General features: G+C 60.5%; 19 protein-coding genes. 7 read left to right on the top strand and 12 right to left on the bottom strand.

Annotation, left to right across the window (positions count from 1 at the left end):
• Positions 1–202: 202 nt before the first annotated feature.
• Positions 203–1,597, bottom strand: coding sequence for a sensor histidine kinase (locus RG836_RS08115; RefSeq protein WP_310844640.1), 1,395 nt, complete (start codon positions 1,595–1,597; stop codon positions 203–205).
• Entirely contained in the window at positions 1,575–2,258 is a 684-nt protein-coding gene (locus tag RG836_RS08110) for a response regulator transcription factor (protein ID WP_310844639.1), read from the bottom strand. The genes RG836_RS08115 and RG836_RS08110 overlap by 23 nt, the downstream gene beginning before the upstream one ends.
• Positions 2,259–2,462: 204 nt before the next feature.
• Here RG836_RS08110 and RG836_RS08105 point away from each other — a divergent pair, with 204 nt between their 5' ends.
• The 3 genes from RG836_RS08105 to RG836_RS08095 all read left to right on the top strand — a co-directional run bounded on the left by RG836_RS08105 (position 2,463) and on the right by RG836_RS08095 (position 4,850).
• Positions 2,463–2,774, top strand: a complete 312-nt coding sequence (locus tag RG836_RS08105; protein WP_310844642.1) for a YdcA family protein — start codon at positions 2,463–2,465, stop codon at positions 2,772–2,774.
• Positions 2,775–2,982: 208 nt separating this feature from the next.
• Positions 2,983–3,924 carry a hypothetical protein gene (locus RG836_RS08100; protein WP_310844638.1) on the top strand — a complete coding sequence of 314 codons (942 nt, stop codon included), beginning with the start codon at positions 2,983–2,985 and terminating at the stop codon, positions 3,922–3,924.
• A 521-nt stretch (positions 3,925–4,445) separates the two neighbouring features.
• Positions 4,446–4,850 (top strand): TraR/DksA family transcriptional regulator, encoded by a 405-nt coding sequence (locus RG836_RS08095; protein WP_310844636.1) that lies wholly within the window; start codon positions 4,446–4,448, stop codon positions 4,848–4,850.
• Between the two features lie 774 nt (positions 4,851–5,624).
• Here RG836_RS08095 and RG836_RS08090 read toward each other — a convergent pair.
• From RG836_RS08090 to xylA, 4 genes are all read right to left on the bottom strand, one after another.
• A complete protein-coding gene (locus RG836_RS08090) occupies positions 5,625–6,761 on the bottom strand; it encodes a sugar ABC transporter permease (protein ID WP_310844635.1) in 1,137 nt (378 codons plus the stop codon).
• Positions 6,761–8,317, bottom strand: coding sequence for a D-xylose ABC transporter ATP-binding protein (gene xylG / locus RG836_RS08085; RefSeq protein WP_310844634.1), 1,557 nt, complete (start codon positions 8,315–8,317; stop codon positions 6,761–6,763). The genes RG836_RS08090 and xylG overlap by 1 nt, the downstream gene beginning before the upstream one ends.
• 65 nt (positions 8,318–8,382) lie before the next feature.
• On the bottom strand, positions 8,383–9,384 hold the full coding sequence (gene xylF / locus RG836_RS08080) for a D-xylose ABC transporter substrate-binding protein (protein ID WP_310844633.1): 1,002 nt from the start codon (positions 9,382–9,384) through the stop codon (positions 8,383–8,385).
• 139 nt (positions 9,385–9,523) lie between these two features.
• On the bottom strand, positions 9,524–10,840 hold the full coding sequence (gene xylA / locus RG836_RS08075; protein WP_310844631.1) for a xylose isomerase: 1,317 nt from the start codon (positions 10,838–10,840) through the stop codon (positions 9,524–9,526).
• Positions 10,841–11,006: 166 nt separating this feature from the next.
• On the opposite strand from xylA, the gene RG836_RS08070 reads away from it, so the two are divergent.
• Positions 11,007–12,191, top strand: coding sequence for a XylR family transcriptional regulator (locus RG836_RS08070; protein ID WP_310844630.1), 1,185 nt, complete (start codon positions 11,007–11,009; stop codon positions 12,189–12,191).
• 3 nt (positions 12,192–12,194) lie between these two features.
• Here RG836_RS08070 and RG836_RS08065 read toward each other — a convergent pair whose 3' ends face one another.
• Together RG836_RS08065 and RG836_RS08060 are read right to left on the bottom strand one after the other, a co-directional pair.
• Complete coding sequence (locus tag RG836_RS08065; RefSeq protein ID WP_310844629.1) at positions 12,195–12,827, bottom strand: response regulator transcription factor; 633 nt, start codon at positions 12,825–12,827, stop codon at positions 12,195–12,197.
• Between the two features lie 27 nt (positions 12,828–12,854).
• Positions 12,855–14,210 carry a cache domain-containing protein gene (locus tag RG836_RS08060; RefSeq protein ID WP_310844628.1) on the bottom strand — a complete coding sequence of 452 codons (1,356 nt, stop codon included), beginning with the start codon at positions 14,208–14,210 and terminating at the stop codon, positions 12,855–12,857.
• Positions 14,211–14,963: 753 nt separating this feature from the next.
• On the opposite strand from RG836_RS08060, the gene RG836_RS08055 reads away from it, so the two are divergent.
• Complete coding sequence (locus RG836_RS08055; RefSeq protein ID WP_310844626.1) at positions 14,964–17,021, top strand: carbon starvation CstA family protein; 2,058 nt, start codon at positions 14,964–14,966, stop codon at positions 17,019–17,021.
• Between the two features lie 15 nt (positions 17,022–17,036).
• Positions 17,037–17,234: a YbdD/YjiX family protein gene (locus RG836_RS08050; RefSeq protein WP_310844625.1), complete on the top strand. Its 198-nt coding sequence runs from the start codon at positions 17,037–17,039 to the stop codon at positions 17,232–17,234.
• 130 nt (positions 17,235–17,364) lie between these two features.
• On the opposite strand, the gene RG836_RS08045 is transcribed toward RG836_RS08050, so the two are convergent.
• Genes RG836_RS08045 through RG836_RS08035 form a run of 3 tightly spaced genes read right to left on the bottom strand, consistent with a single transcriptional unit; the run spans position 17,365 to position 18,649 of the window.
• The gene (locus RG836_RS08045) at positions 17,365–17,643 is read right to left on the bottom strand and encodes a Rho-binding antiterminator (RefSeq protein ID WP_310844624.1); all 279 of its coding nucleotides are present in this window, start codon (positions 17,641–17,643) and stop codon (positions 17,365–17,367) included.
• A gap of 1 nt (position 17,644) precedes the next feature.
• Positions 17,645–17,908 (bottom strand): DUF2024 family protein, encoded by a 264-nt coding sequence (locus RG836_RS08040; RefSeq protein WP_310844622.1) that lies wholly within the window; start codon positions 17,906–17,908, stop codon positions 17,645–17,647.
• Complete coding sequence (locus RG836_RS08035; RefSeq protein ID WP_310844621.1) at positions 17,909–18,649, bottom strand: hypothetical protein; 741 nt, start codon at positions 18,647–18,649, stop codon at positions 17,909–17,911.
• Between the two features lie 116 nt (positions 18,650–18,765).
• On the opposite strand from RG836_RS08035, the gene RG836_RS08030 reads away from it, so the two are divergent.
• Complete coding sequence (locus RG836_RS08030; protein WP_310844620.1) at positions 18,766–19,341, top strand: MarR family winged helix-turn-helix transcriptional regulator; 576 nt, start codon at positions 18,766–18,768, stop codon at positions 19,339–19,341.
• Positions 19,342–19,400: 59 nt separating this feature from the next.
• Here RG836_RS08030 and sodC read toward each other — a convergent pair whose 3' ends face one another.
• Positions 19,401–19,922 carry a superoxide dismutase [Cu-Zn] SodC gene (gene sodC / locus RG836_RS08025; protein WP_310844619.1) on the bottom strand — a complete coding sequence of 174 codons (522 nt, stop codon included), beginning with the start codon at positions 19,920–19,922 and terminating at the stop codon, positions 19,401–19,403.
• Positions 19,923–20,192: the final 270 nt, after the last annotated feature.

The following is a 20,192-nucleotide window of genomic DNA, read 5'->3' as shown; positions in this document are numbered from 1 at the left end:
GTGCGCCGAGGCGGCCTTCTAGCCGACCTGGCTTCGGGTTGTACGTAATTCTGTGGGAGCGGGCTTGCCCGCGATGGCGTCAGTGCAGTCGACGCTTGTTGGCCCGATACACCGCTATCGCGAGCAAGCTCGCTCACACAGTGTTCGGTGTCCATGGCTACCGCAGTCAACACACAAACCGGTCGGCTGAGGACTGGCCCTGTTAAGTGGTCGCCATCGGACTCTGCCGACACTTCAACACCAGCCGCGCGCCGCCATTTGGGCGGCTGCCGACGTCCAGCGTAAAGCCGTGCAGGCTGACGATCGCCGCGACAATCGATAGCCCCAGACCAAAACCGCTCTGCTGGCTACTGCCCTCCGCGCGATAGAAGCGCTGGAATACCGCCACCCGTTCGCTTTCCGGAATACCGGGGCCAGAGTCGAGAACTTCGATGCGGGTGCTGCCGGCCTCGTCGACGCCGCGCAAGATCACTTCACCGCCCGCCGGGGTGAATTTGATCGAGTTGCTCAGCAGGTTGGCCACCGCCTCGAACAGCAGCGCCCGGTCGCCATTGATCGACGGAAGGCTCGTTGGGGCTTCGAGGCGGAAGCGCAATTCGCCTTCTTCGGCCAGCGGCAGATAGAAGTCGTGCAGTTCCTGCAGCAACGGCAGCGGATCGAGTTGCACGAACCCTGAGCGACGTTGCCGGTCTTCCAGTTCGGAAATCCGCAACAGACCCCGAAACCGCGCCATCAAGGTGTCCGCCTCGCCGAGCACTGAATCCAGTTGCCCGGCGATTTCCGAGCCTTCGCCGGCCTGTTGCTGCATGCGGTATAGCTGCGCGCGCAAGCGGGTCAACGGAGTGCGCAGGTCGTGGGCAATGTTGTCGCAGACGCCTTTGACCTCATTCATCAGATGCTCGATACGTTCGAGCATGGCGTTTACGATCGCGGCGAGCATGTCCAGTTCGTCGCGGCGGTTGGACAGCGGCAAGCGGTGGGTGAGGTCGCCGGCGACAATGGCTTCAGCGCTGGCCTGGATGTCGCGGATGCGCCGCAACGGCCGGCGCCGCAGCAGGTGCCAACCGGCAACACCGGGGAGGATGGTCAGGGTCACGCCCCAGAACAACGCGTGCAGGATGATCCGGGTCACGGCGGTCAGCGAGCCGTTGTCGCGCACCAGCACCAGCCAGCGACCGTCTTCGGTCTGGGTCGCCACCGCGTCGCAACTGTCGGCGGGCAGGGTCGGGTCGTTGGAGGCCGCGCAGTCGCGCAGCATGTGGATTTTGCCGTCCATGGGCAGGCCCGCGGGGATCGACTGCAGCGGGCCGTGCAATGGCCGGCGCTGGTCATCGAACAGGCCATAGGCATCGAGGCCGGGGATGTCGAAGCTCATGCTGACATTCAGCGCATCGACCAGTTGCGGACCCTCGAAGCGCGAGAACAAATGCTGGCGCTGCATCAGCGAATGCTTGGCGAGGTTGTCCAGGTAATCGGACACCTCGTAGTACATGACGCCCATCAGAATGCCGCTCCAGGTCACGAACAGCGCGCTGTAAAGCGCCAGCAACCGGCTGCTGGAAGAGCGCCAGCCCTTAGACGGGTTCGGCAATGACATAGCCGGAGCCTCGCACGGTGCGGATCAGCGGCACCAGGCCCTGGGGATCGATCTTCTTGCGCAGACGGCCGATGTGCACATCGATCAGGTTGGTCCCGGGATCGAAGTGATAACCCCAGACCTCTTCGAAAATCATCATCCGCGAGAGGATCTGCCCGGTGTTGCGCATCAGGAATTCCAGCAGTTTGTACTCGGTAGGCAACAGGCTCAGGAGTTGCCCGTCGCGGCTGGCTTCGTGGCTGATCAGGTTGAGTTCGAGGTCGGCGACTTTCAAGGTGGTCGCCTGCGCCGTACTGGTGCTCTGGCGGCGCAACAGCACTTCGACCCGCGCCGCCATTTCGTCAGTCGCAAAGGGTTTGGTCAGGTAGTCATCGCCGCCGGCACGCAACCCGCGTACCCGCTCATCGACGTCGGACAGCGCACTGATCATCAGGATCGGCGTCGCCACGCCCATGGTCCGCAGGGTGGTGACGATGGCCAGACCATCGAGCTCGGGCAGCATGCGGTCGAGGGTGATCAAGTCATAGTTGCCATTGGCCGCGCGCTCCAGGCCTTCGCGGCCATTGTCGACCCAGTCCACTTGCAAACCATGGCTGCTGAGTTCGGCAACGATTTCCCGTGCGGTCACGGCGTCGTCTTCGATGGTCAAGATACGGGTCATGGGGCGTGCCTGATATTCGGTGTTAAACGGATAGTGCGCATTTTGCCAAGAAATAGCGGCGGTTATTTAAATAAACCTTCATGTTTGTGGGGTGAACCCTTGATGGCCAGGGCAGACTCGTCAGTAAGTGATATCATATGGCCATAATTTTAAGGGGGGTCGACGGTGCGCACTATTAAAGCAGCAGCCTGGAAGCATTGTTTCATGTTGTGCGTGCTCATCTTACTGGCACTCTCGGCATCATCCATTGATGCGGCCAATACGCCTTGTTCCGGCAAGAAGGGCGGCATCAATCGGTGCGACGGCGATGTGTTCCTGTGCAATGACGGCTCTATCAGCGCGTCGAAGAAGAGCTGTGCGGCCATGTTTGGCCAGCAGGCCGAAGTGCACCGCCCACAACCTTTATTACACAACAGCGATGGTTGCGAGTGCGGCAGTGGTGCCTTTTGCACCGGGCCACGAGGTGGCGTCTATTGCCTGACGCCAAGCGGTAAGAAGAGTTATCGGCGCCAATAGTTGCACTACTGCGTACGGGGCATTTCAACTAGTGCATAAAACCCGCCGATATTGGCCGGACCTTGCAAATTGCAACGTCCTAGGAGTTCACTAATTCTTAACTCTATGAATTAAAAGACTTTATTAAAAGTTTGCGACTGGCACGGCGTCTGCAATTCCTCACTCGACGAGTTGTAACACCATCTTTCATGCCTGGAGCAATACAACAATGATTAGATCCTCAGAGGGTTATTTCGCTGCATCAGAAGAGTCGAGTTCACTCTCGGGCGTCTCCTGGGGCGCGATTTTCGCGGGTGCGGCTGCCGCTGCGGCATTGTCGCTTATCCTCGTATTGCTCGGCTTCGGCCTGGGTTTCTCTGCTGTTTCGCCGTGGGCCAATGAAGGCGTTAGCGCCAAAGGCCTCGGAATATCAACGATTGTCTGGCTCGCGGTGACGCAGATTGTCGCGTCGGGTCTGGGCGGCTACATCGCTGGGCGCCTGCGGGTGAAGTGGGCGAACATGCACGGCGATGAAGTGTATTTCCGCGACACCGCGCATGGCTTCCTCGCCTGGTGCGTGGCGACCCTGGTGACCGCTACCTTGGTAGTCGGTTCGGTGAGCAGCATTGTCAGCGGCGGCGTTCAGGCCGGTGCCAGTGTTGCCGGCGGTGCTGCCACTGCCATGACTGCTGCGGCAGGCAGTGCAGCCGGCAGCACCGACAGTGACCAGTACGGTTACTTTGTTGACAGCCTGTTCCGCGATGACCGGCCAGCCGCCGTCAGCGATGATGCTGCCCGTGGCACTGTCACTCGTATCTTCGTGCAGACACTCAACAACAACGGTCAACTGGCACCAGAAGACCGCACCTACCTGGCGCAACTGGTCGCCCAGCGGACCAACCTGACTCAAGCCGACGCCGAGCGCCGTGTTGACGAAGTGTTCGCCAAGACCCGTAAAGCCGTTGAAGATGCCAAGCTCGCCGCACAACAAGCCGCCGATACCGCTGCTAAAGTCGCTGCAATGACGGCGCTGTGGATGTTCGTCGCGCTGTTGATCGGCGCCTTCTTCGCGAGCTTCTGCGCCACCTTCGGCGGTCGCCGCCGGGATGCCGTGGTGTATCTCGAAAGCGATACCTACGCCACCACCTCCAACTTGCCCCCAGCCCGCTAATTGCCTGAAAGGAGAATCACCATGCGCTCATTACTTCTGTTTTTCCTCGGTGTGCCGATCCCGATCATCATCCTGATTGCTCTGTTTATGCACTGATCCCTCTGAGGCTTCGGCCTTGCGCCGCCCTTACTTCTGGTAGGGGCGGCTTTTTTATTGCCGCATCCGGGCAGGTTTGTCGAAATTGAACGCAAAGTTTGCCGGGCGTTGGCCGATACAAAAAAGCGCAATGGCGCGCAGGGCTGGCCGTTTGTCTTCTGTTTACAGCCATTGGGGGGAATTTCTTGCTATAAACGCACTCCGATAACCGCCTTCAAGCTTGTCGCAGAACAAATCATGGGCTTGTCGGACAAATTCCCTGTCTTTTCTGTTGCTGAGGCCTCAAGTCGGCCTTAGACTGCCGCCCCTCGTAAATTGAGTGCCGGGTGGCGCTTGGAATGTACGGCGCCTTTCCGAGACCGTCAGCGGTCGACCGGAACGCTCCCTGATTCGCCTTAATGCACGTATTTTTTATAGAGAAATCAATGACAAAGGAAAAGTTGCTGGCCATGCCGGCGGATGACTACATGAATGCCGAGCAACAGGCCTTCTTCACCGACCTGCTGCAAGCCATGAAAGTGGAAACCCACGAGCGCATCGAACAGAACCGAATCGCCATTGAAAGCCTGGACACCCCGGCCGACCCGGCTGACGCTGCTTCCGTTGAAGAAGAGCGCACCTGGCTGGTGAACGCGATCGACCGTGACCAGCGCATGCTGCCACAGCTCGAGCGCGCGCTGGACCGGATCAAGGAAGACAGCTTCGGCTGGTGTGATGACAGCGGTGAGCCGATTGGCCTCAAGCGTCTGCTGATCAGTCCGACTACGAAGTACTGCATCGAGGCTCAAGAGCGTCACGAGCAGATTGACAAGCATCAGCGTCAGGCCTGATTTTCGTTTTTTGGGGCTTTGTTTGCGGGCGAGTTCGTTCCACCGGGGGGTTGAGTCGGGTGTGAGGGGGCTTGCCCGATAGGCGTTTGGCTGTTTGCTTAATGTGCTGGTGTTTTTGGGTGTATATCCGTTGCTGCGGTAACGGCTGCTTAGGGTTTCGCCCTTACGGCGAGTTACCTTTTACAAACGCCTAAAAGGTAACCCAAAACGCTCGCCCCTGACGTACGGCCCCTCGCCTAGGCTCGGGGTGCCTTCGCTCCGGCATTCATCCGGGGGCATCGCCCTCCGGTTGGCTTCGCTGGCACCTGCATGCGATGAGCATGACTGCGTCATGCGGCGCTGCGCGCCAATCCCCGGATGAACACCTCCACTCAGCCTTCCGACGGGGCGGGTGGATCAAAATCAAAAGCGCGGCGAGCTGACACTCGACCTGGTGGGGTACGCAATATTGCGGACACCTCCGTTCCCTGTGGGAGCTGCGGTGCGACGATTCGACTTGCCAGCGATGACGACCTGCCAGCCAACCCATCACCATGGGTTTCGCCGCAACCCCTTGTGGCGAGGGAGCTTGCTCCCGCTGGGCGGCGAAGCCGCCCCCAAGTCTGTGCACTCGATTCCACTGACCACCCGAGTTGACGGCCTCCCAGCCAACCAATCCCTGTCAGATGAACCCAAATCCAAATTTTGGGAGCGAGCCTGCTCGCGAATACTGACTGTCTGTCACTACATCTCTATCGCCAGTAAAAGCTCCTTTACCGGCATCCAGCCTGCACCTCACCGCCGCCCCGTCCGCGTACTTACATCCACCCACACCGCCAGCACCAAAATGCTGCCTTTGACGATCATCTGCCAGTAACTGTCGACGTCCAGCATGGACATGCCGTTGTCCAGGCTGCTGATGACCAGTGCGCCCAGCAGTGCGCCGTAGACGGTGCCGGAGCCGCCGCGCATGGAGGTGCCGCCGATGAAGCAGGCGGCGATGGCGTCGAGTTCGCCCATGTTGCCCGCCGAGGGTGAGCCGGCGGCGAGGCGGGCGGTGTTGACGAGGCCGGCGAAGGCGCACATCACGCCCATGATGCCGAAGATCCACAGCTTGACCGCTTGCACGTTGATCCCCGACAGACGCGTCGCTTCCATGTTGCTGCCCACCGCGTAGATCCGGCGGCCGAACACGGTCTGGCTAGTGACGTAGCTGAACACCCCGAGCAAGGTCAGCAATAACAGCACCGGCACCGGGATGCCGTCGTAGCTGTTCAAGGTGTAGACGAACGCTGCGAGGACCGCGCCGATCAGCACCACGCGCAGGCCGTCGCGCAGCAAAGCGTGGGGGGCGAGGCCGTGGCGGGCGCGGTTGAGGCGTTGGCGCCAGGTGAGGAACAGCGTCAGGCCGAACAACAGCACGCCGAGGATGATCCCGGCCAGCGGCGACAGGTAACCCTGGCCCAGGTACACCAGGCTCGGGGACACCGGAGCGATAGTGGTGCCGCCGGTGATGCCCAGCAGCACGCCGCGAAACGCCAGCATGCCGCCGAGGCCGACGATGAAGGAGGGGATGCGCAAGTACGCGGTCAGGTAGCCGTTGCCGAGACCGATCAGCAAGCCGCAGAAGGCGACGATGCTCAGGTTCAGTAGCAACGGCACGTGATAGATCACATCGAGGATCGCCGCCAACCCGCCGAGCAAACCAAGCATCGAGCCCACCGACAAATCAATCTCGCCGCTGATAATCACCAGCACCATGCCGCAGGCCAGGATGCCGGTGATCGACATTTGCCGCAGCAGGTTCGACAGGTTGCGCGGGGTCAGGAAGCCGCCCTCGGTCTGCCAGCTGAAGAACAGCCAGATCAGCACCACGGCAATCAACAAGGCAAGCATTTTGTAGCGGCTGAACACCTGTTTCACTGAAGTCATTAAGCGGATTTCCGGTCAGTAAGGTCTGGCCCGTCGGACTGGCCGAGGGCGGCGCTGAGCACCTGTTCCTGGGTCAGGTCGTGGTTGATGAAGTCGCCGCGCAACTGGCCTTCGCCGATCACCAGTACCCGGTCGGACACGCCAAGCACTTCGGCGAGCTCCGAGGAGACCATGATGATCGCCACGCCTTCGGCGGCAAGGGCGCCCATGAGTTTGTAGATTTCGTACTTGGCGCCAACGTCGACGCCCCGGGTCGGTTCATCGAGGATCAGCACCCGTGGCTTGGTCAGGAGCATTTTCGCCAGCACCGCTTTTTGCTGGTTGCCGCCGGACAGGCTGGTGATCGGCAAAAATGGCGTCGCGGTTTTCAGCTGCATGCGGGCAATTTCATGCTGAATGCTGCCCAGTTCAGCCTCGGCATCCACGCGGCTCAGGCGCGCATAGGAGTCGAGCACGGCAAGGGTGATGTTTTGGCCGACGCCAAGGTCAGGAACGATGCCCTGGCGCTTGCGATCCTCCGGGACCATGCACAGGCCGGCGCGGATCGATTTCAGCGGCGTGCGGGTGTCGATGCGCTGGCCGTCGAGCCAGACTTCGCCTTCGTGGCGGCCGGGGTAGGCGCCGAACAGCGCCGATACCAGCTCCGTGCGCCCGGCGCCGACCAGCCCGGCAATCCCGAGGATTTCCCCGCGACGCAAACTGAACGACACGTCGTCGACCCGTTTGCGCCCGGGGTTGTCGACGTCGTAGCAGGTGATGTGCCGCGCCTCGAACAGCACCTCGCCGACCTCGTGCGGCTCGCGGGGGTAGAGGTTGCTCATCTCGCGGCCGACCATTTGCGTGATGATGCGCCCGGTGTCCATGTCGGCCATGGCGGTGGTGGCGATATGTTTGCCGTCGCGGATCACCGCGATGGTGTCGCAGATTGCTGCCACTTCATCGAGCTTGTGCGAGATGTAGACGCAGGCCACGCCCTTGGCCTTGAGGCCGCGGATGATCTGCAGTAGCACCTCGATTTCCGAGCGGGTCAGGGCCGAGGAGGGTTCGTCGAGTATCAGCAGCCGCGCCTGTTTGTTCAGGGCCTTGGCGATTTCCACCAGTTGCTGGTGGCCGCCGCCGTACTGCGAAACGGGCAGGGCGACGTTGATGTCCGGCACGTTCAGCTCACGCATCAGCGCTTCGGCGCGGTGCATCATCGCCGGGTAGTTCATGCGTCCGCCGGGCAAGGTCAGTTCGTGGCCCATGAAGATGTTTTCCGCGACCGACAGGTCCGGCACCAGGGTCAGCTCCTGATGGATGATGACAATCCCGGCAGCCTCGGTTTCGGCGATCGACTGCGAACGCAAGGGCTGGCCGTCCCAGAGGATTTCGCCGTCCCAGGTGCCGTAGGGGTAGACCGCCGACAGCACCTTCATCAGCGTCGATTTGCCCGCGCCGTTCTCGCCGCACAGGCCGACGCATTCGCCGGGTTTGATCCGGATGTCGATGCCATTCAAGGCGCGCACGCCGTCGAAGGCTTTGACGATTCCATTCATTTCAAGCAAGTAGTCAGACATTGACCGAACTCATACGTGGCAGAAAACCAGGGCAAGCCCTGGTCGCTGAAAACCGTTCGGCGCGGTTACTGGCCGGCGATTTGTGCCTTCGTATAGAAGCCGTCATCTACCAGCAGGTTGACGTTGTCCTTGGTCAGTGAGGTCGGGTTAAGCAGGATGGTGTCGACTTTCTTGCTGCCGTTGTCGTACTCCGAGTTGAACGAAGGCTTCTCGCTGCGCGCCAGTTGCACCGAGAGCTTGGCGGCTTCGGAGGCGATCAGTTTCAGCGGCTTGTACACGGTCATGGTCTGGGTACCGGAAACCACCCGTTTGATCGCCGCCAGGTCCGCGTCCTGGCCGGACACCGGGACCTTGCCCGCAAGCTTCTGCGCGGCCAGGGCCTGGATCGCGCCGCCTGCGGTGGCATCATTGGAGGCGACAATACCGTCGATATTGTTGTGGTTGGCGGTGAGGGCGTTTTCGATGATGCTCAGGGCTTCGGTCGGGCTCCATTCCTTGACCCATTGCTGGCCGACAATCTTGACGTCGCCCTTGTCGATTGCCGGCTGCAGCACTTTCATCTGGCCTTCGCGCAGGATCTTGGCGTTGTTGTCGGTGGGTGCACCGCCGAGCAGGAAGTAGTTGCCCTTGGGCGCGGCACTCAGCACGCCGCTGGCCTGCATTTCCCCGACCTTCGCGTTATCGAACGAGATGTAGGCGTCGATATCGGCGTTGAGGATCAAGCGATCGTAAGACACCACTTTGACCCCGGCCTTCTTGGCTTCGGCCACCACGTTATTGAGCACCGTGGCGTTGAACGGCACGATCACGATGACGTCGACGCCTCGGGCGATCAGGTTTTCAATCTGCGAGATCTGCCGCTGTTCGTTGGCATCGGCCGATTGCACGTAGACCTTGGCGCCCAATTGCTCGGCGGCGGCGGTGAAATAATCACGGTCGCGGGCCCAGCGCTCCAGGCGCAGGTCGTCGATGGAGAAGCCGATCTTGGGGTGTTGAGCGTCGGCCATGGCGCCGTGGCTGATCAGGGCCAGCAGGCCGGTGAGGACGGCGGTTTTAAAAGTTTTCATGTGGGCGTGTCCTTTTATTGTTGTTTAAGACGCACTTCTGAACGGTGTTGCGGAATCGATTAATCCCAGGGCGCTGATCATGCACGCATGACGGCAGAGCCGCCATGCTTGCCTGCAGCGCCCGTGCTTCGCGGCGGTCTCAGGCGTAGATAAAGCGGTTGACTACGCCTTCGAGCATCTCCTGGCGACCGCTCACCGGTTGCGGGTCGAAGCCGTGACTGAAGGCGTGTTCGGCCAAGGATTCGAGGGTGAAATCGCCAGTCAGCACGGCGCGACCGAACGGCTGGTCCCACCCGGCGTAGCGCTGGGTCTTGAACTGCTCAAGGGCATCGTTCTCAATCATTTTCGCCGCGCGCTCCAGGGACAGAGCCAGCACATCCATGCCGGCGACATGGCCGTGGAACAGATCGACTTCATCGAGGCTTTGCCGACGCACCTTCGAGTCGAAGTTATAGCCGCCATTCTGGAAACCGCCGGCCTTGAGAATTTCGTAGGTGACCAAGGTCAGCTCTTCGACACTGTTGGGGAACTGGTCGGTGTCCCAGCCGTTTTGCGGATCGCCGCGGTTGGCGTCGATGCTGCCGAAGATCCCGAGGGACGCGGCGGTCGCGACTTCATGCTGGAAGCTGTGGCCGGCCAGGGTCGCGTGGTTGGCTTCGATGTTGACCTTGATTTCCTTCTCCAGACCGAACTGCTGCAAGAAGCCAAACACCGTGGCGCTGTCGTAATCGTATTGGTGCTTGGTGGGTTCCTGAGGTTTGGGTTCGATCAGCAGGTCGCCGGTAAAACCGATCTTGTACTTGTGCTCGACCACCATGCGCATAAAGCGCCCGAGCTGTTCGCGCTCGCGTTTGAGGTCGGTGTTGAGCAGGGTTTCGTAGCCTTCACGACCACCCCACAGCACGTAGTTCGAGCCTTTCAAACGCAGGGTGGCGTTCATCGCGCTGAACACTTGCGCGGCGGCGTAGGCGAACACTTCCGGATCCGGGTTGCTGGCCGCGCCCGAGGCAAAGCGCCGGTTGCTGAAACAGTTGGCGGTGCCCCACAGTAACTGGATGCCGCTGCGTTCCTGGTGTTGCTCGAGTTGATCGACCATCTGCGCAAAGTTGTTGCGGTACTCCTTGAGGCTTGCGCCTTCCGGAGCGACGTCGGTGTCGTGGAAGCTGTAGTAGTCGATGCCGAGTTTGCTGAAGAACTCGAACGCCGCTTCGGCTTTGTCCCGGGCTTGTTGCATCGGATCGGTAGCGCGGTGCCACGGGCGCTGGAAGGTCCCGGCGCCGAACACGTCACTGCCCGGCCAGACGAAGGTGTGCCAGTAACAGGCAGCCATGCGCAGGTGTTCGCGCATCGGTTTGCCGAGCACGATCTTATCGGCGTCGTAGTAGCGGAAGGCGAGGGGCGAGGTGCTGCCGGGGCCCTCGAAACGGATCTGTTCAACGGCGGGAAAGTAAGTCATCAGCCATGCCTTATTGTTTTTGGAAGGGGTCGCTAGCGTGTTCTGGATAGTAGCAACGGCCCCGCGCTCGGCGATTATGAAAATCACCAAGTGCCTGTGCGATTTTAACTATTGAGCTGGATGCCGATCTGCGCCTAGTCTGTCGAACCTGGCCCGGAGCACCTTGATGAAGACCGTTCCTCCCGTTCACCGCATCGCGCTGTTGTTCAACGGCAGCAAAATCTACGACCGCGGCATCATCAGTGGCATCGGCAGCTATTTGAGCAGCACGCGAGTGAGCTGGGACCTGTTTCTTGAAGAGGACTTTTCGGTCCGGCTCAAGGGCATCGAGGGCTGGCAGGGCGACGGCATCATTGCCGACTTCGACGACCCGGCGGTGGAGCAGGCGCTGGCGCAGATTCACTTGCCAGTGGTGGCCGTCGGCGGCTCCTACGCGGATCCGCAGGCCTATCCGCAGCACATTCCCTACGTCGCGACCGACAACGGCGCGCTGATCAAACTCGCCTACGAGCATTTGATCGAGGCCGGACTGACCCGTTTCGCCTGCTTCAGCCTGCCCGAGGCGCAAAGCAATCGCTGGGCCCAGGAGCGGGAAAAAGCCTTCCATGCCTTGCTTAAGCGCGATGGTCTGAGCGGGCAGGTTTACCGAGGTTTGAGCACCAGCGCGCCACTGTGGGACAGTGCCGTCGAGCAGCAGATTGCCTGGCTGCACAGTTTGCCCAAGCCGATCGGCATCATCGCTGTCAGCGACGCCCGCGCCCGGCAGTTGCTGCAAGCCTGTCTGACGGCCGGCATCGCGGTGCCGGAGCAGGTGGCGTTAATTGGCATCGACAATGATCCGCTGACCCGCACCCTGACCCGCGTGCCGCTCAGTTCGGTGATGCAGGGCACCGAACGCATGGGTCGCACCGCGGCGAAATTGCTGCACCAGATGCTGCACGGGTTGCCGTCCACCGGCAGCCAGATTCTGGTGCCGCCGGAAGCCATCAATGTGCAGACTTCAAGTCTGCACAAACCCCTCGGCCATCCTTATGTGATGCAGGCGCGGCACTTTATTCGGCAGTTCGCCTGCCAGGGCATCAAGACCGAGCAAGTGGCCAATTACGTCGGGGTTTCACGCTCGTCCCTGGAGGCGCATTTTCGCAGTGAACTGGGGCGCAGTGTTCACGATGAAATCCTCGCCTTCAAGCTGACGGCAGCGGCCGACAGCCTGCGCAAGTCGTCGGTGGGCATCGCCGAGATCGCCCAGGCCTGTGGCTTCAAGTCGGCGCAATACCTGCACTATGTGTTCAAGCGCGAGTTCGGCTGTACGCCCCGGCAATACCAGCAGACCACGCCCGTGACTCGCTAAGGGCTAGCGGGAAATGATCCCGTGGTCGATGGCGTATTTCACCAGCAACGCCGGTTTGTCGATGTTGAGCTTGCGGCGGATGCTCAGGCGATGGGTTTCCACGGTGCGTACGCTGATGTCCAGCTCCCGGGCCATTTCCTTGTTGTTCAGGCCCTGGGCCATTTTGTACAGGACCTGGCTTTCCCGGGGTGTCAGTTCGTTATCGGTGTTTTTGTCGGCAATCAGGCGCTGAGCGATTTGTGCGCTGTAGAAGGTGCCGCCGCTGGCGATGGCCTCGATGGCGGCGATGATTTCCCGTGAGGGTGCATTCTTCAGCACATAGCCGCTGGCTCCGGAGCGCACTGACTCACTGACGTATTCGTAATTGTCGTACATGCTCAGCACCAGCACCTTGAGCGCCGGGTATTGCGCGCGCAGCACCCTAGTCAGCTCCAGGCCGTTCATGTCCTTGAGGCTGATGTCCACCAGCAGCAAGGCAGGCGTGCAGCGGCCGACCATCTCGATGGCGTCTTCGGCATTGTCGGCTTCACCCACCACCTCCAAGGGCTCCATCACCGCCAGCAGCGCTTTGATGCCGTCGCGCACCAGCGAGTGGTCGTCAACCAGGGCAACGCGGATCGGGTGGGGCAGGTTCATCGCAAGGTTCACTCTTATTGTGGTGGGTCAGCGTGGGTTCGGGTTGATCGGCAGCAGCACGTCCAGTTCACTGCGCCCGGGCACCGAGGTCAAGACAAAGCGGCCGCCAAAGTGCTCGACCCGTTCGCGGATGTTGCGCAGACCGATCCCGGCCTGGCGGTGTTCTACCTGTGCGACGTTGAAGCCGATACCGTCGTCGACCAGGGTCAGACGTACGGCACCTTCGCAGCCTTGCAGGGTGATGGACACGCTTTTCGCCTGGGCGTGACGTTCGATATTGGTCAGGCCTTCCTGCACGATGCGGAACAGCGAGACGTGCGCGCCATCGACCAGGTCGCAATCGCAGCCATCATTGCTGTAGCTCACCACCAGCCCGCTGCGTTGTTCGAATTCAGCCGCCAGTTGGCCGATCGCCGCCGGCAGGCCGAGGGTGTCGAGCAAAGACGAACGCAGGTCGTGGGACAAACTGCGCACTTCGCCGATCGCCTCGCCGAGTCGCTCGATGGCCTCGCGCAAAATCCCCAGGCCACGGTCCTGGCCTTTCTCCAGCACATGGCTGGCCAGCTCGAACTGAAACTTGATCGACACCAGCACCTGGCTGATGCCGTCGTGCAGTTCCCGAGACACCCGCGAGCGTTCTTCTTCCTGCAGACTGACGATGCGTTGGGTCAGGCGCTGCAGCTTCTTGTCCGCCAGGCGATGCTCGCTGACGTTGAGGGTCATGCCGCTGATGAATACAAACAACACCGCGACCAGCGCCACCGCGGCAATCGCCAGCATGGTGGTGCGGATGCCTTCGGCAACTTCGTCGCGGGCTTGCTGGGTGGCGCGCTCGACGTCTTCGAGGTAAATCCCGGTGCCGAGCATCCAGCCCCAGTGATCGAGCATTACCACATAGGCCAGTTTGTCGGTGACCTGGCCAGAGGAGGGCTTGTTCCAGGCGTAACGCTGGAAGCCTTCACCCGAGGCCGCACTGTTCAGCAGCGCCTGGATCACCGGCAGGCCATGGGGGTCGGTCATGTTCCATAAGTCTTTGCCCACTAGGTCGGACTGCCGCGCGTGCATCAGACTGCGGCCATTGCGGTCGTAGACAAAGAAGTAGCCGTCGAGGCCGAAGCTCAATTTGCGCAGCTCTTCCAGCACCTTCTGCTGGGCGCTTGCATCGCCATGGCCGTCGGCATACAGCGGGGCGATCAGGCTCTGGGCCATTTCTACGTAGTTTTTCAGTTCGGCACGTTTGCTGGCGAGGATGCTGTCCTCGATCAACTGCGCCTGCTGATCGCCGAGCTGGCGGTTGAGGGAAATCACCAGCGCGCAAATCACTGCGATGGCCAGCACCAGCGGCAGAATCCCCAGGGCGACGATTTTGTGTTTGAGCTGCATCTTGAGTCCCGTCCGGCGAAGGCCCGGCATCATATGCCAAAGATACGCCGGCCATGTAGCGCTGCGGGACGGAATGACCGGTGGCCTTTAGTCGAATATTCATCCTGTGGGATCGGGCTTGCCCGCGATAGCGGTCTTTCAAACACCTTTGATGTTGACTGACACACCGCCATCGCTGGCAAGCCAGCTCCCACAGGGATCTGCGGTGTGAATAGTGTTTATGGGCATCACAAAATACTGTGGGAGCGGGCTTGCCCGCGATAGCGGTCTACCAGACACCCTTGATGTTGACTGACGCACCGCCATCGCTGGCAAGCCAGCTTCCACAGAGAACTGCGGTGTGAACAGTGTCTATGGGCGCCACAAAATACTGTGGGAACGGGCTTGCCCGCGATAGCGGTCTACCAGACACCCTTGATGTTGACTGACGCACCGCCATCGCTGGCAAGCCAGCTCCCACGGGATCTGCGGTGTGAACAGTGTCTATGGCCACCACAAAATACTGTGGGAGCGGGCTTGCCCGCGATAGCGGTCTTTCAAACACCTTGATGTTGACTGACACACCGCCATCGCGGGCAAGCCAGCTCCCATAGGTTTTTCGGTGTTCTACGTAGAACTACGTAGGCAGGGCGTACGTAGTAGTGCGGATTTATTTGTAGACGGCATGCGCGGATATTGGCCCAGCTCCGCACTGCGGACACAATTATAAAAAATTACCGTCGCAGCCCACCGGCTGTCGGCAGGAGACACGCAATGACCCGTCTGAGTAAACACCTCATCTGGTTTGCCGTGGCTGTCCTGGGAGCCTTTGCGCTGAGTGTCGTGGCCCTGCGCCGCGGCGAAGCGATCAATGCCCTGTGGATCGTCGTCGCAGCCGTCGCCATTTACCTCGTTGCCTACCGCTACTACAGCCTCTTCATCGCCAACAAGGTGATGCAGCTCGACCCGCTGCGGGCCACCCCCGCTGTGCTTAACAACGATGGTCTGGATTACGTTCCGACCAACAAACACGTACTGTTCGGTCACCACTTCGCGGCCATCGCTGGCGCGGGGCCTCTGGTCGGTCCGGTTTTGGCCGCGCAGATGGGCTACTTGCCCGGCACGCTCTGGCTGATCGCCGGCGTGGTGCTAGCCGGTGCGGTGCAAGACTTCATGGTCCTGTTCCTCTCCACGCGCCGTAACGGCCGCTCGCTGGGCGACATGGTCCGTGAGGAAATGGGCCGCGTGCCTGGCACCATCGCCTTGTTCGGCTGCTTCCTGATCATGATCATCATCCTTGCGGTGCTGGCGCTGATCGTGGTGAAAGCCCTGGCCGAAAGCCCTTGGGGGATTTTCACGGTGATGGCGACCATCCCGATCGCGATGTTCATGGGCGTCTACATGCGCTACATCCGCCCGGGCCGCATCGGCGAAATCTCGATCATCGGCGTGCTGTTGCTGCTGGGTTCGATCTGGCTGGGCGGGCAGATTGCCGCTGATCCGGTCTGGGCCAAGGCCTTCACCTTCACCGGAATCCAGATCACCTGGATGCTGATCGGGTATGGCTTCGTTGCCGCCGTGCTGCCGGTGTGGCTGATCCTCGCGCCGCGCGATTATCTGTCCACCTTCCTCAAAATCGGCACCATCATCGCGTTGGCCATCGGTATTCTGGTGACCATGCCTGATCTGAAAATGCCGGCGCTGACCCAGTTCATCGATGGCACCGGTCCGGTGTGGAAGGGCGGTCTGTTCCCATTCCTGTTCATCACCATCGCCTGTGGCGCGGTCTCCGGTTTCCACGCGCTGATCTCCTCCGGCACCACGCCGAAGCTGCTCGCCAATGAAGGGCATGCCCGCTACATCGGTTACGGCGGCATGCTGATGGAATCCTTCGTCGCCATCATGGCCATGGTTGCCGCCTCGGTGATCGAGCCAGGCGTGTACTTCGCCATGAACAGCCCGGCGGCCATTGTCGGCAGCGACGCGGTGACTGTTGCGCAGACCGTCAGCAGCTGGGGCTTCGTGATTACTCCGCAAGCGCTGGAAGCGGTGGCCCGTGACATCGGCGAAACCACCATCCTGGCCCGTGCCGGCGGTGCGCCGACCTTGGCGGTCGGTATCGCGCAGATCCTGCACCAGGTACTGCCGGGTGAAAACACCATGGCGTTCTGGTACCACTTTGCGATTCTGTTTGAAGCGCTGTTTATCCTGACAGCAGTCGATGCCGGTACCCGTGCCGGTCGCTTCATGCTCCAGGATTTGCTCGGTTCCTTCGTGCCATCGCTCAAACGCACCGAGTCCTGGACCGCCAACCTGATCGCGACCGCAGGTTGCGTGGCGATGTGGGGTTATCTGCTGTATCAAGGTGTGATCGACCCGTTGGGCGGCATCAACACCTTGTGGCCGCTGTTCGGTATCTCCAACCAGATGCTGGCCGGTATCGCGCTGATGCTCGCCACCGTCGTGCTGATCAAAATGAAGCGTCAGCGCTACATCTGGGTCACCATGCTGCCAGCCGTTTGGCTGCTGATCTGCACCACGACTGCAGGCTTCATCAAGCTGTTCGACGCTAACCCGGCGATCGGCTTCCTCGCCCTGGCGAAGAAATACAGCACGGCGGTGGACAACGGTCAGATCTTGGCTCCGGCGAAAAGCCTCGACCAGATGCAACACGTGATCTTTAACGCGTATACCAACGCGACGTTGACCGTACTGTTCCTGCTGGTGGTCTTCAGCATCCTGTTCTACGCACTCAAAGTCGGCATCGCCGCTTGGGGCAGCAAAGAACGCACGGATAAAGAAGCGCCTTTCCAGGCGATTCCGGAAGCTTGATCGAGGGCTGCACTGATGTTCAATGACTTGAGTCGCCTCGGTAAATACCTCGGCCAGGCCGCGCGCCTGATGGTCGGCATGCCCGACTACGACACTTACGTCGAGCATATGCAGAACAAACATCCGGACAAACCGGTGATGAGTTACGAAGTGTTCTTTCGGGAACGTCAGGAAGCTCGTTACGGGAGCAGTGCGGGGCCGAAGTGTTGTTGACCTGACTTCGGGTTGATGCAATCCCCTGTGGGAGCGAGCCCGCTCGCGAATGCAATAGGTCATTCAACATTGGTGTTGTCTGACACTACGCCTTCGCGAGCAGGCTCGCTCCTACAGTTATTTTGGGTGGTCAGAACGTACAGCTAGCACCCGCGAGAACAACTCGGCCAAACTCGGCATTGGCATTCAGTGGGGTAATCGCGAGCATCCGGTCGAGACGGATGTCCTGCTGGCCATCCGCTGTCTCGACGCAGAAAAACTCTTCCTTGCTGGTGGCCGTCCGCGTCGTCAGCGCCTTGGCCTGCAATCGGCCGCCGTCGACCAGCTCAATGTCCAACTGATAACCGCGGATACAAGCGATCTCCAGATAGTCGTGCAGATCACAGTTCAAAGGCTGATACGCGTCCATCTCAATCCTCCTGGCAACCTTGCAGTTCGATGATGTAGTAACCCTTCTGGCTGATCGCTTGCGCGACCACCGGATTGCTCGGCTCAACGTGGCAGAAGCGGCATTCACTCTGGGCAATGTCTTCGTCATGCAAGCCTTTGTCCATCAGGAACTGACGGGCGTGGGCCTTGGCTTTGTCGGCGTCGTTGCCTTCGATCAGTACATCGAAGTGCAGGTAGCGGCCAGCCTTGGTGCGCACGTGGGTGTCGAATACTTTGACGGTCATTTATTTGCTCTCCTTCAGTGTCCAGGTGCCTGGCAGCGACAGGTCGCCGGACGCGATGTCGTACACGCTGCTGACGCACAGCAACGGGTTGTGCAGGTCGGCGTTGACCTTGAGCGCCGCCGTGACGCCGTCATAGTTGAAGCTCTCGGGGAAACCTACGGCCGCCAGCGGAACGCGAATCTGTGCGGCGTTTTTCTCCACGCTCAGGGCGTAACCGGGGGAGTCGATGTAGATCGGCGCGCCGGGCCAGGTGGCGGGCAATTTGGGTTTGGCGTCTTTAGGTATGTCGCGCACCTTCAGGCCGCCAGGGCCGCAGCTCTCATCCTTGGTCAGGACTACCCAGTGCGAGTGCCACAGTCCGCCGTCGTTGTCCTTCTTGCCGTCCTTGTTTTCGTCCAGTTGCGGGGTGTCATCGAAGTCCGGGTGTGAGGTCAGCGCCAGGGCGAGAATCCCGGACTTGGCGTCGAACCCGACCACGCTGCTGTCCAGGTTGGTCGGCCACACGTAGCTGTAAACCTCGGCGCCGGCAAACGAACCCTTGGCGCTCGGCACTCGGCTGCCGGCCTTGCCGTCCACCAGTTGCTCGAACACCAGATTGTTGCCTTCCTTGAAAACGCGGGTGTGCACCAGATCGAACGCGGCGTCGGTCTGGCTTTTCTCGCTGTGGATACCGCCAGGGCCATGGGCGAATGCCTGAGTGGCGAGGAGGGTGCCGAAGGTCAGGGCGAAAAGGTTTTTCATGTGCGGGCTCCGTTGCAAAAGACGATTATTAGGTTTCGGATCGACACCATAAGCCTACTGTGTTGGATTGCTTTGTCAATATGGTTTTTATCCGATACTATAAATCGACATTCTTGATGAGGGCCGGCCCCGTGTTATTCGATTTGCTGGAACGGCTGTCGAGCCTGACCCGCGTCTGGTTCCGCGAGCATCCGTTGTTGACGGAGTTGCAGCCGATCCAGTTGAGTGCGCTGCTGTACCTGAGCCGCTGCAATCGCTACTCCAACACGCCGCTGGCCGTCACCGAATACCTTGGCTTGACTAAAGGCACGGTGTCGCAATCGCTCAAGGCCCTGGAACTCAATGGTTGGCTGGTAAAAACCCAGGACGCCCGGGACAAGCGCAGCGTGCACTTGAACCTGACGCCCCAAGCGCAAGCGCTGCTGGGGGCGGTGATGCCGCCGGACTTCCTGCAGGCGGCCGCGCAACGCATGGGTACCCGCGCGCAGGATCTGGAAGGGTTATTGCTCGACCTGCTGCGCACCATTCAGCAGGGCAGTGATGTGCCAAGTTTCGGTCTGTGCCGGACATGCCGTTTTCATCGCACCCTGCCGGCCGGGGCGTTTTGCGAGTTGACGCAGGAGCCGCTGGAAGTCATTGAGCCAGACTTGATTTGCCGCGAACACCGGATGCCTGACCCTGTGGATGCCTGAAGCGGACGAAAAAAAACGCCACTCAATCGAGTGGCGTCTTTGCGTTACTGCGCGGTGCTTCAGATCACGCCGCACGCCACGCGATCGCCGCCACCGCCCAGTGGTTTTGGCATGTCGGAGTGGTTGTCGCCACCGGCGTGGAACATCAGCGCATGGCCTTTGATTTGCGAAAGGGTTTTCAAGCGCGGCGCCAGCACCGGGTAGTTGGCGACGCCGTCGTGGGTCACGTACAGCGCCGGCAGGTCGCCCAGATGACCATCGGCGTATGGGCCAAGGTGCTTGCCGGTTTTTTGTGGATCGAAATGGCCGCCGGCGGCGAGTGCGGCGACTTTCACGCCATCCTTGACGCCCGGCTCGCAACTGCCGTTTTCGTGCACATGGAAACCGTGAATGCCGACCGGCAGGGATTTCAGATTGGGCGTGAAGACCAGGCCATAAGCGGTTTCATCAATCTTGATGCTGCCGATCGCTTGTGGCGCACCGTCGGCGCTTACCAGATTCATCGGGACTTCGAGCGAGGCCGCGTGTGCGGTGCCGAGTGCGAGGGTGCCAAACAAACCAAACCACAGCGAACGTTTCATGGGGACTTTCCTTGAGTGTTATTGCACGTTTTTTGGGTAGAAAACCAATGGCACGCCTGGATCGACGACCGATGAATCCGGCGTTGGCGATGCCTGTTGGTGGGGCAGCCTAGGAAAGTAAGACCGGCTCGGCAACACAAAAGTTTTGTGGGTTTTAATGGGAAATGGCTATGGAATAGAACCCCGGGTTCAGGTGTTTTCTAACCGAGGGCCGTTCGTTTGTAGATCGAGCGATGGTCGATCAGGCGAGCGCCGGGCGACAGCGGTGGG

The sequence above is a fragment of the Pseudomonas rhizozeae genome (genome assembly GCF_031583775.1).
Lineage (GTDB): Bacteria > Pseudomonadota > Gammaproteobacteria > Pseudomonadales > Pseudomonadaceae > Aquipseudomonas.
This window is presented reverse-complemented; position numbering and strand designations above follow the sequence as displayed.

Bases quoted from the DNA above. Each gene is read 5' to 3' on its own strand.
- RG836_RS08100 (WP_310844638.1), top strand. From the start codon at position 2,983: ATGATTAGATCCTCAGAGGGTTATTTCGCTGCATCAGAAGAGTCGAGT.
- RG836_RS08060 (WP_310844628.1), bottom strand. From the start codon at position 14,210: ATGCAGCTCAAACACAAAATCGTCGCCCTGGGGATTCTGCCGCTGGTG.
- RG836_RS08045 (WP_310844624.1), bottom strand. From the start codon at position 17,643: ATGGACGCGTATCAGCCTTTGAACTGTGATCTGCACGACTATCTGGAG.
- RG836_RS08030 (WP_310844620.1), top strand. From the start codon at position 18,766: ATGAGGGCCGGCCCCGTGTTATTCGATTTGCTGGAACGGCTGTCGAGC.
- RG836_RS08065 (WP_310844629.1), bottom strand. From the start codon at position 12,827: ATGAACCTGCCCCACCCGATCCGCGTTGCCCTGGTTGACGACCACTCG.
- RG836_RS08035 (WP_310844621.1), bottom strand. From the start codon at position 18,649: ATGAAAAACCTTTTCGCCCTGACCTTCGGCACCCTCCTCGCCACTCAG.
- RG836_RS08070 (WP_310844630.1), top strand. From the start codon at position 11,007: ATGAAGACCGTTCCTCCCGTTCACCGCATCGCGCTGTTGTTCAACGGC.
- RG836_RS08105 (WP_310844642.1), top strand. From the start codon at position 2,463: ATGTTGTGCGTGCTCATCTTACTGGCACTCTCGGCATCATCCATTGAT.
- xylA (WP_310844631.1), bottom strand. From the start codon at position 10,840: ATGACTTACTTTCCCGCCGTTGAACAGATCCGTTTCGAGGGCCCCGGC.
- sodC (WP_310844619.1), bottom strand. From the start codon at position 19,922: ATGAAACGTTCGCTGTGGTTTGGTTTGTTTGGCACCCTCGCACTCGGC.
- RG836_RS08095 (WP_310844636.1), top strand. From the start codon at position 4,446: ATGACAAAGGAAAAGTTGCTGGCCATGCCGGCGGATGACTACATGAAT.
- RG836_RS08110 (WP_310844639.1), bottom strand. From the start codon at position 2,258: ATGACCCGTATCTTGACCATCGAAGACGACGCCGTGACCGCACGGGAA.
- RG836_RS08050 (WP_310844625.1), top strand. From the start codon at position 17,037: ATGTTCAATGACTTGAGTCGCCTCGGTAAATACCTCGGCCAGGCCGCG.
- RG836_RS08090 (WP_310844635.1), bottom strand. From the start codon at position 6,761: ATGACTTCAGTGAAACAGGTGTTCAGCCGCTACAAAATGCTTGCCTTG.
- RG836_RS08040 (WP_310844622.1), bottom strand. From the start codon at position 17,908: ATGACCGTCAAAGTATTCGACACCCACGTGCGCACCAAGGCTGGCCGC.
- xylF (WP_310844633.1), bottom strand. From the start codon at position 9,384: ATGAAAACTTTTAAAACCGCCGTCCTCACCGGCCTGCTGGCCCTGATC.
- RG836_RS08115 (WP_310844640.1), bottom strand. From the start codon at position 1,597: ATGTCATTGCCGAACCCGTCTAAGGGCTGGCGCTCTTCCAGCAGCCGG.
- RG836_RS08055 (WP_310844626.1), top strand. From the start codon at position 14,964: ATGACCCGTCTGAGTAAACACCTCATCTGGTTTGCCGTGGCTGTCCTG.
- xylG (WP_310844634.1), bottom strand. From the start codon at position 8,317: ATGTCTGACTACTTGCTTGAAATGAATGGAATCGTCAAAGCCTTCGAC.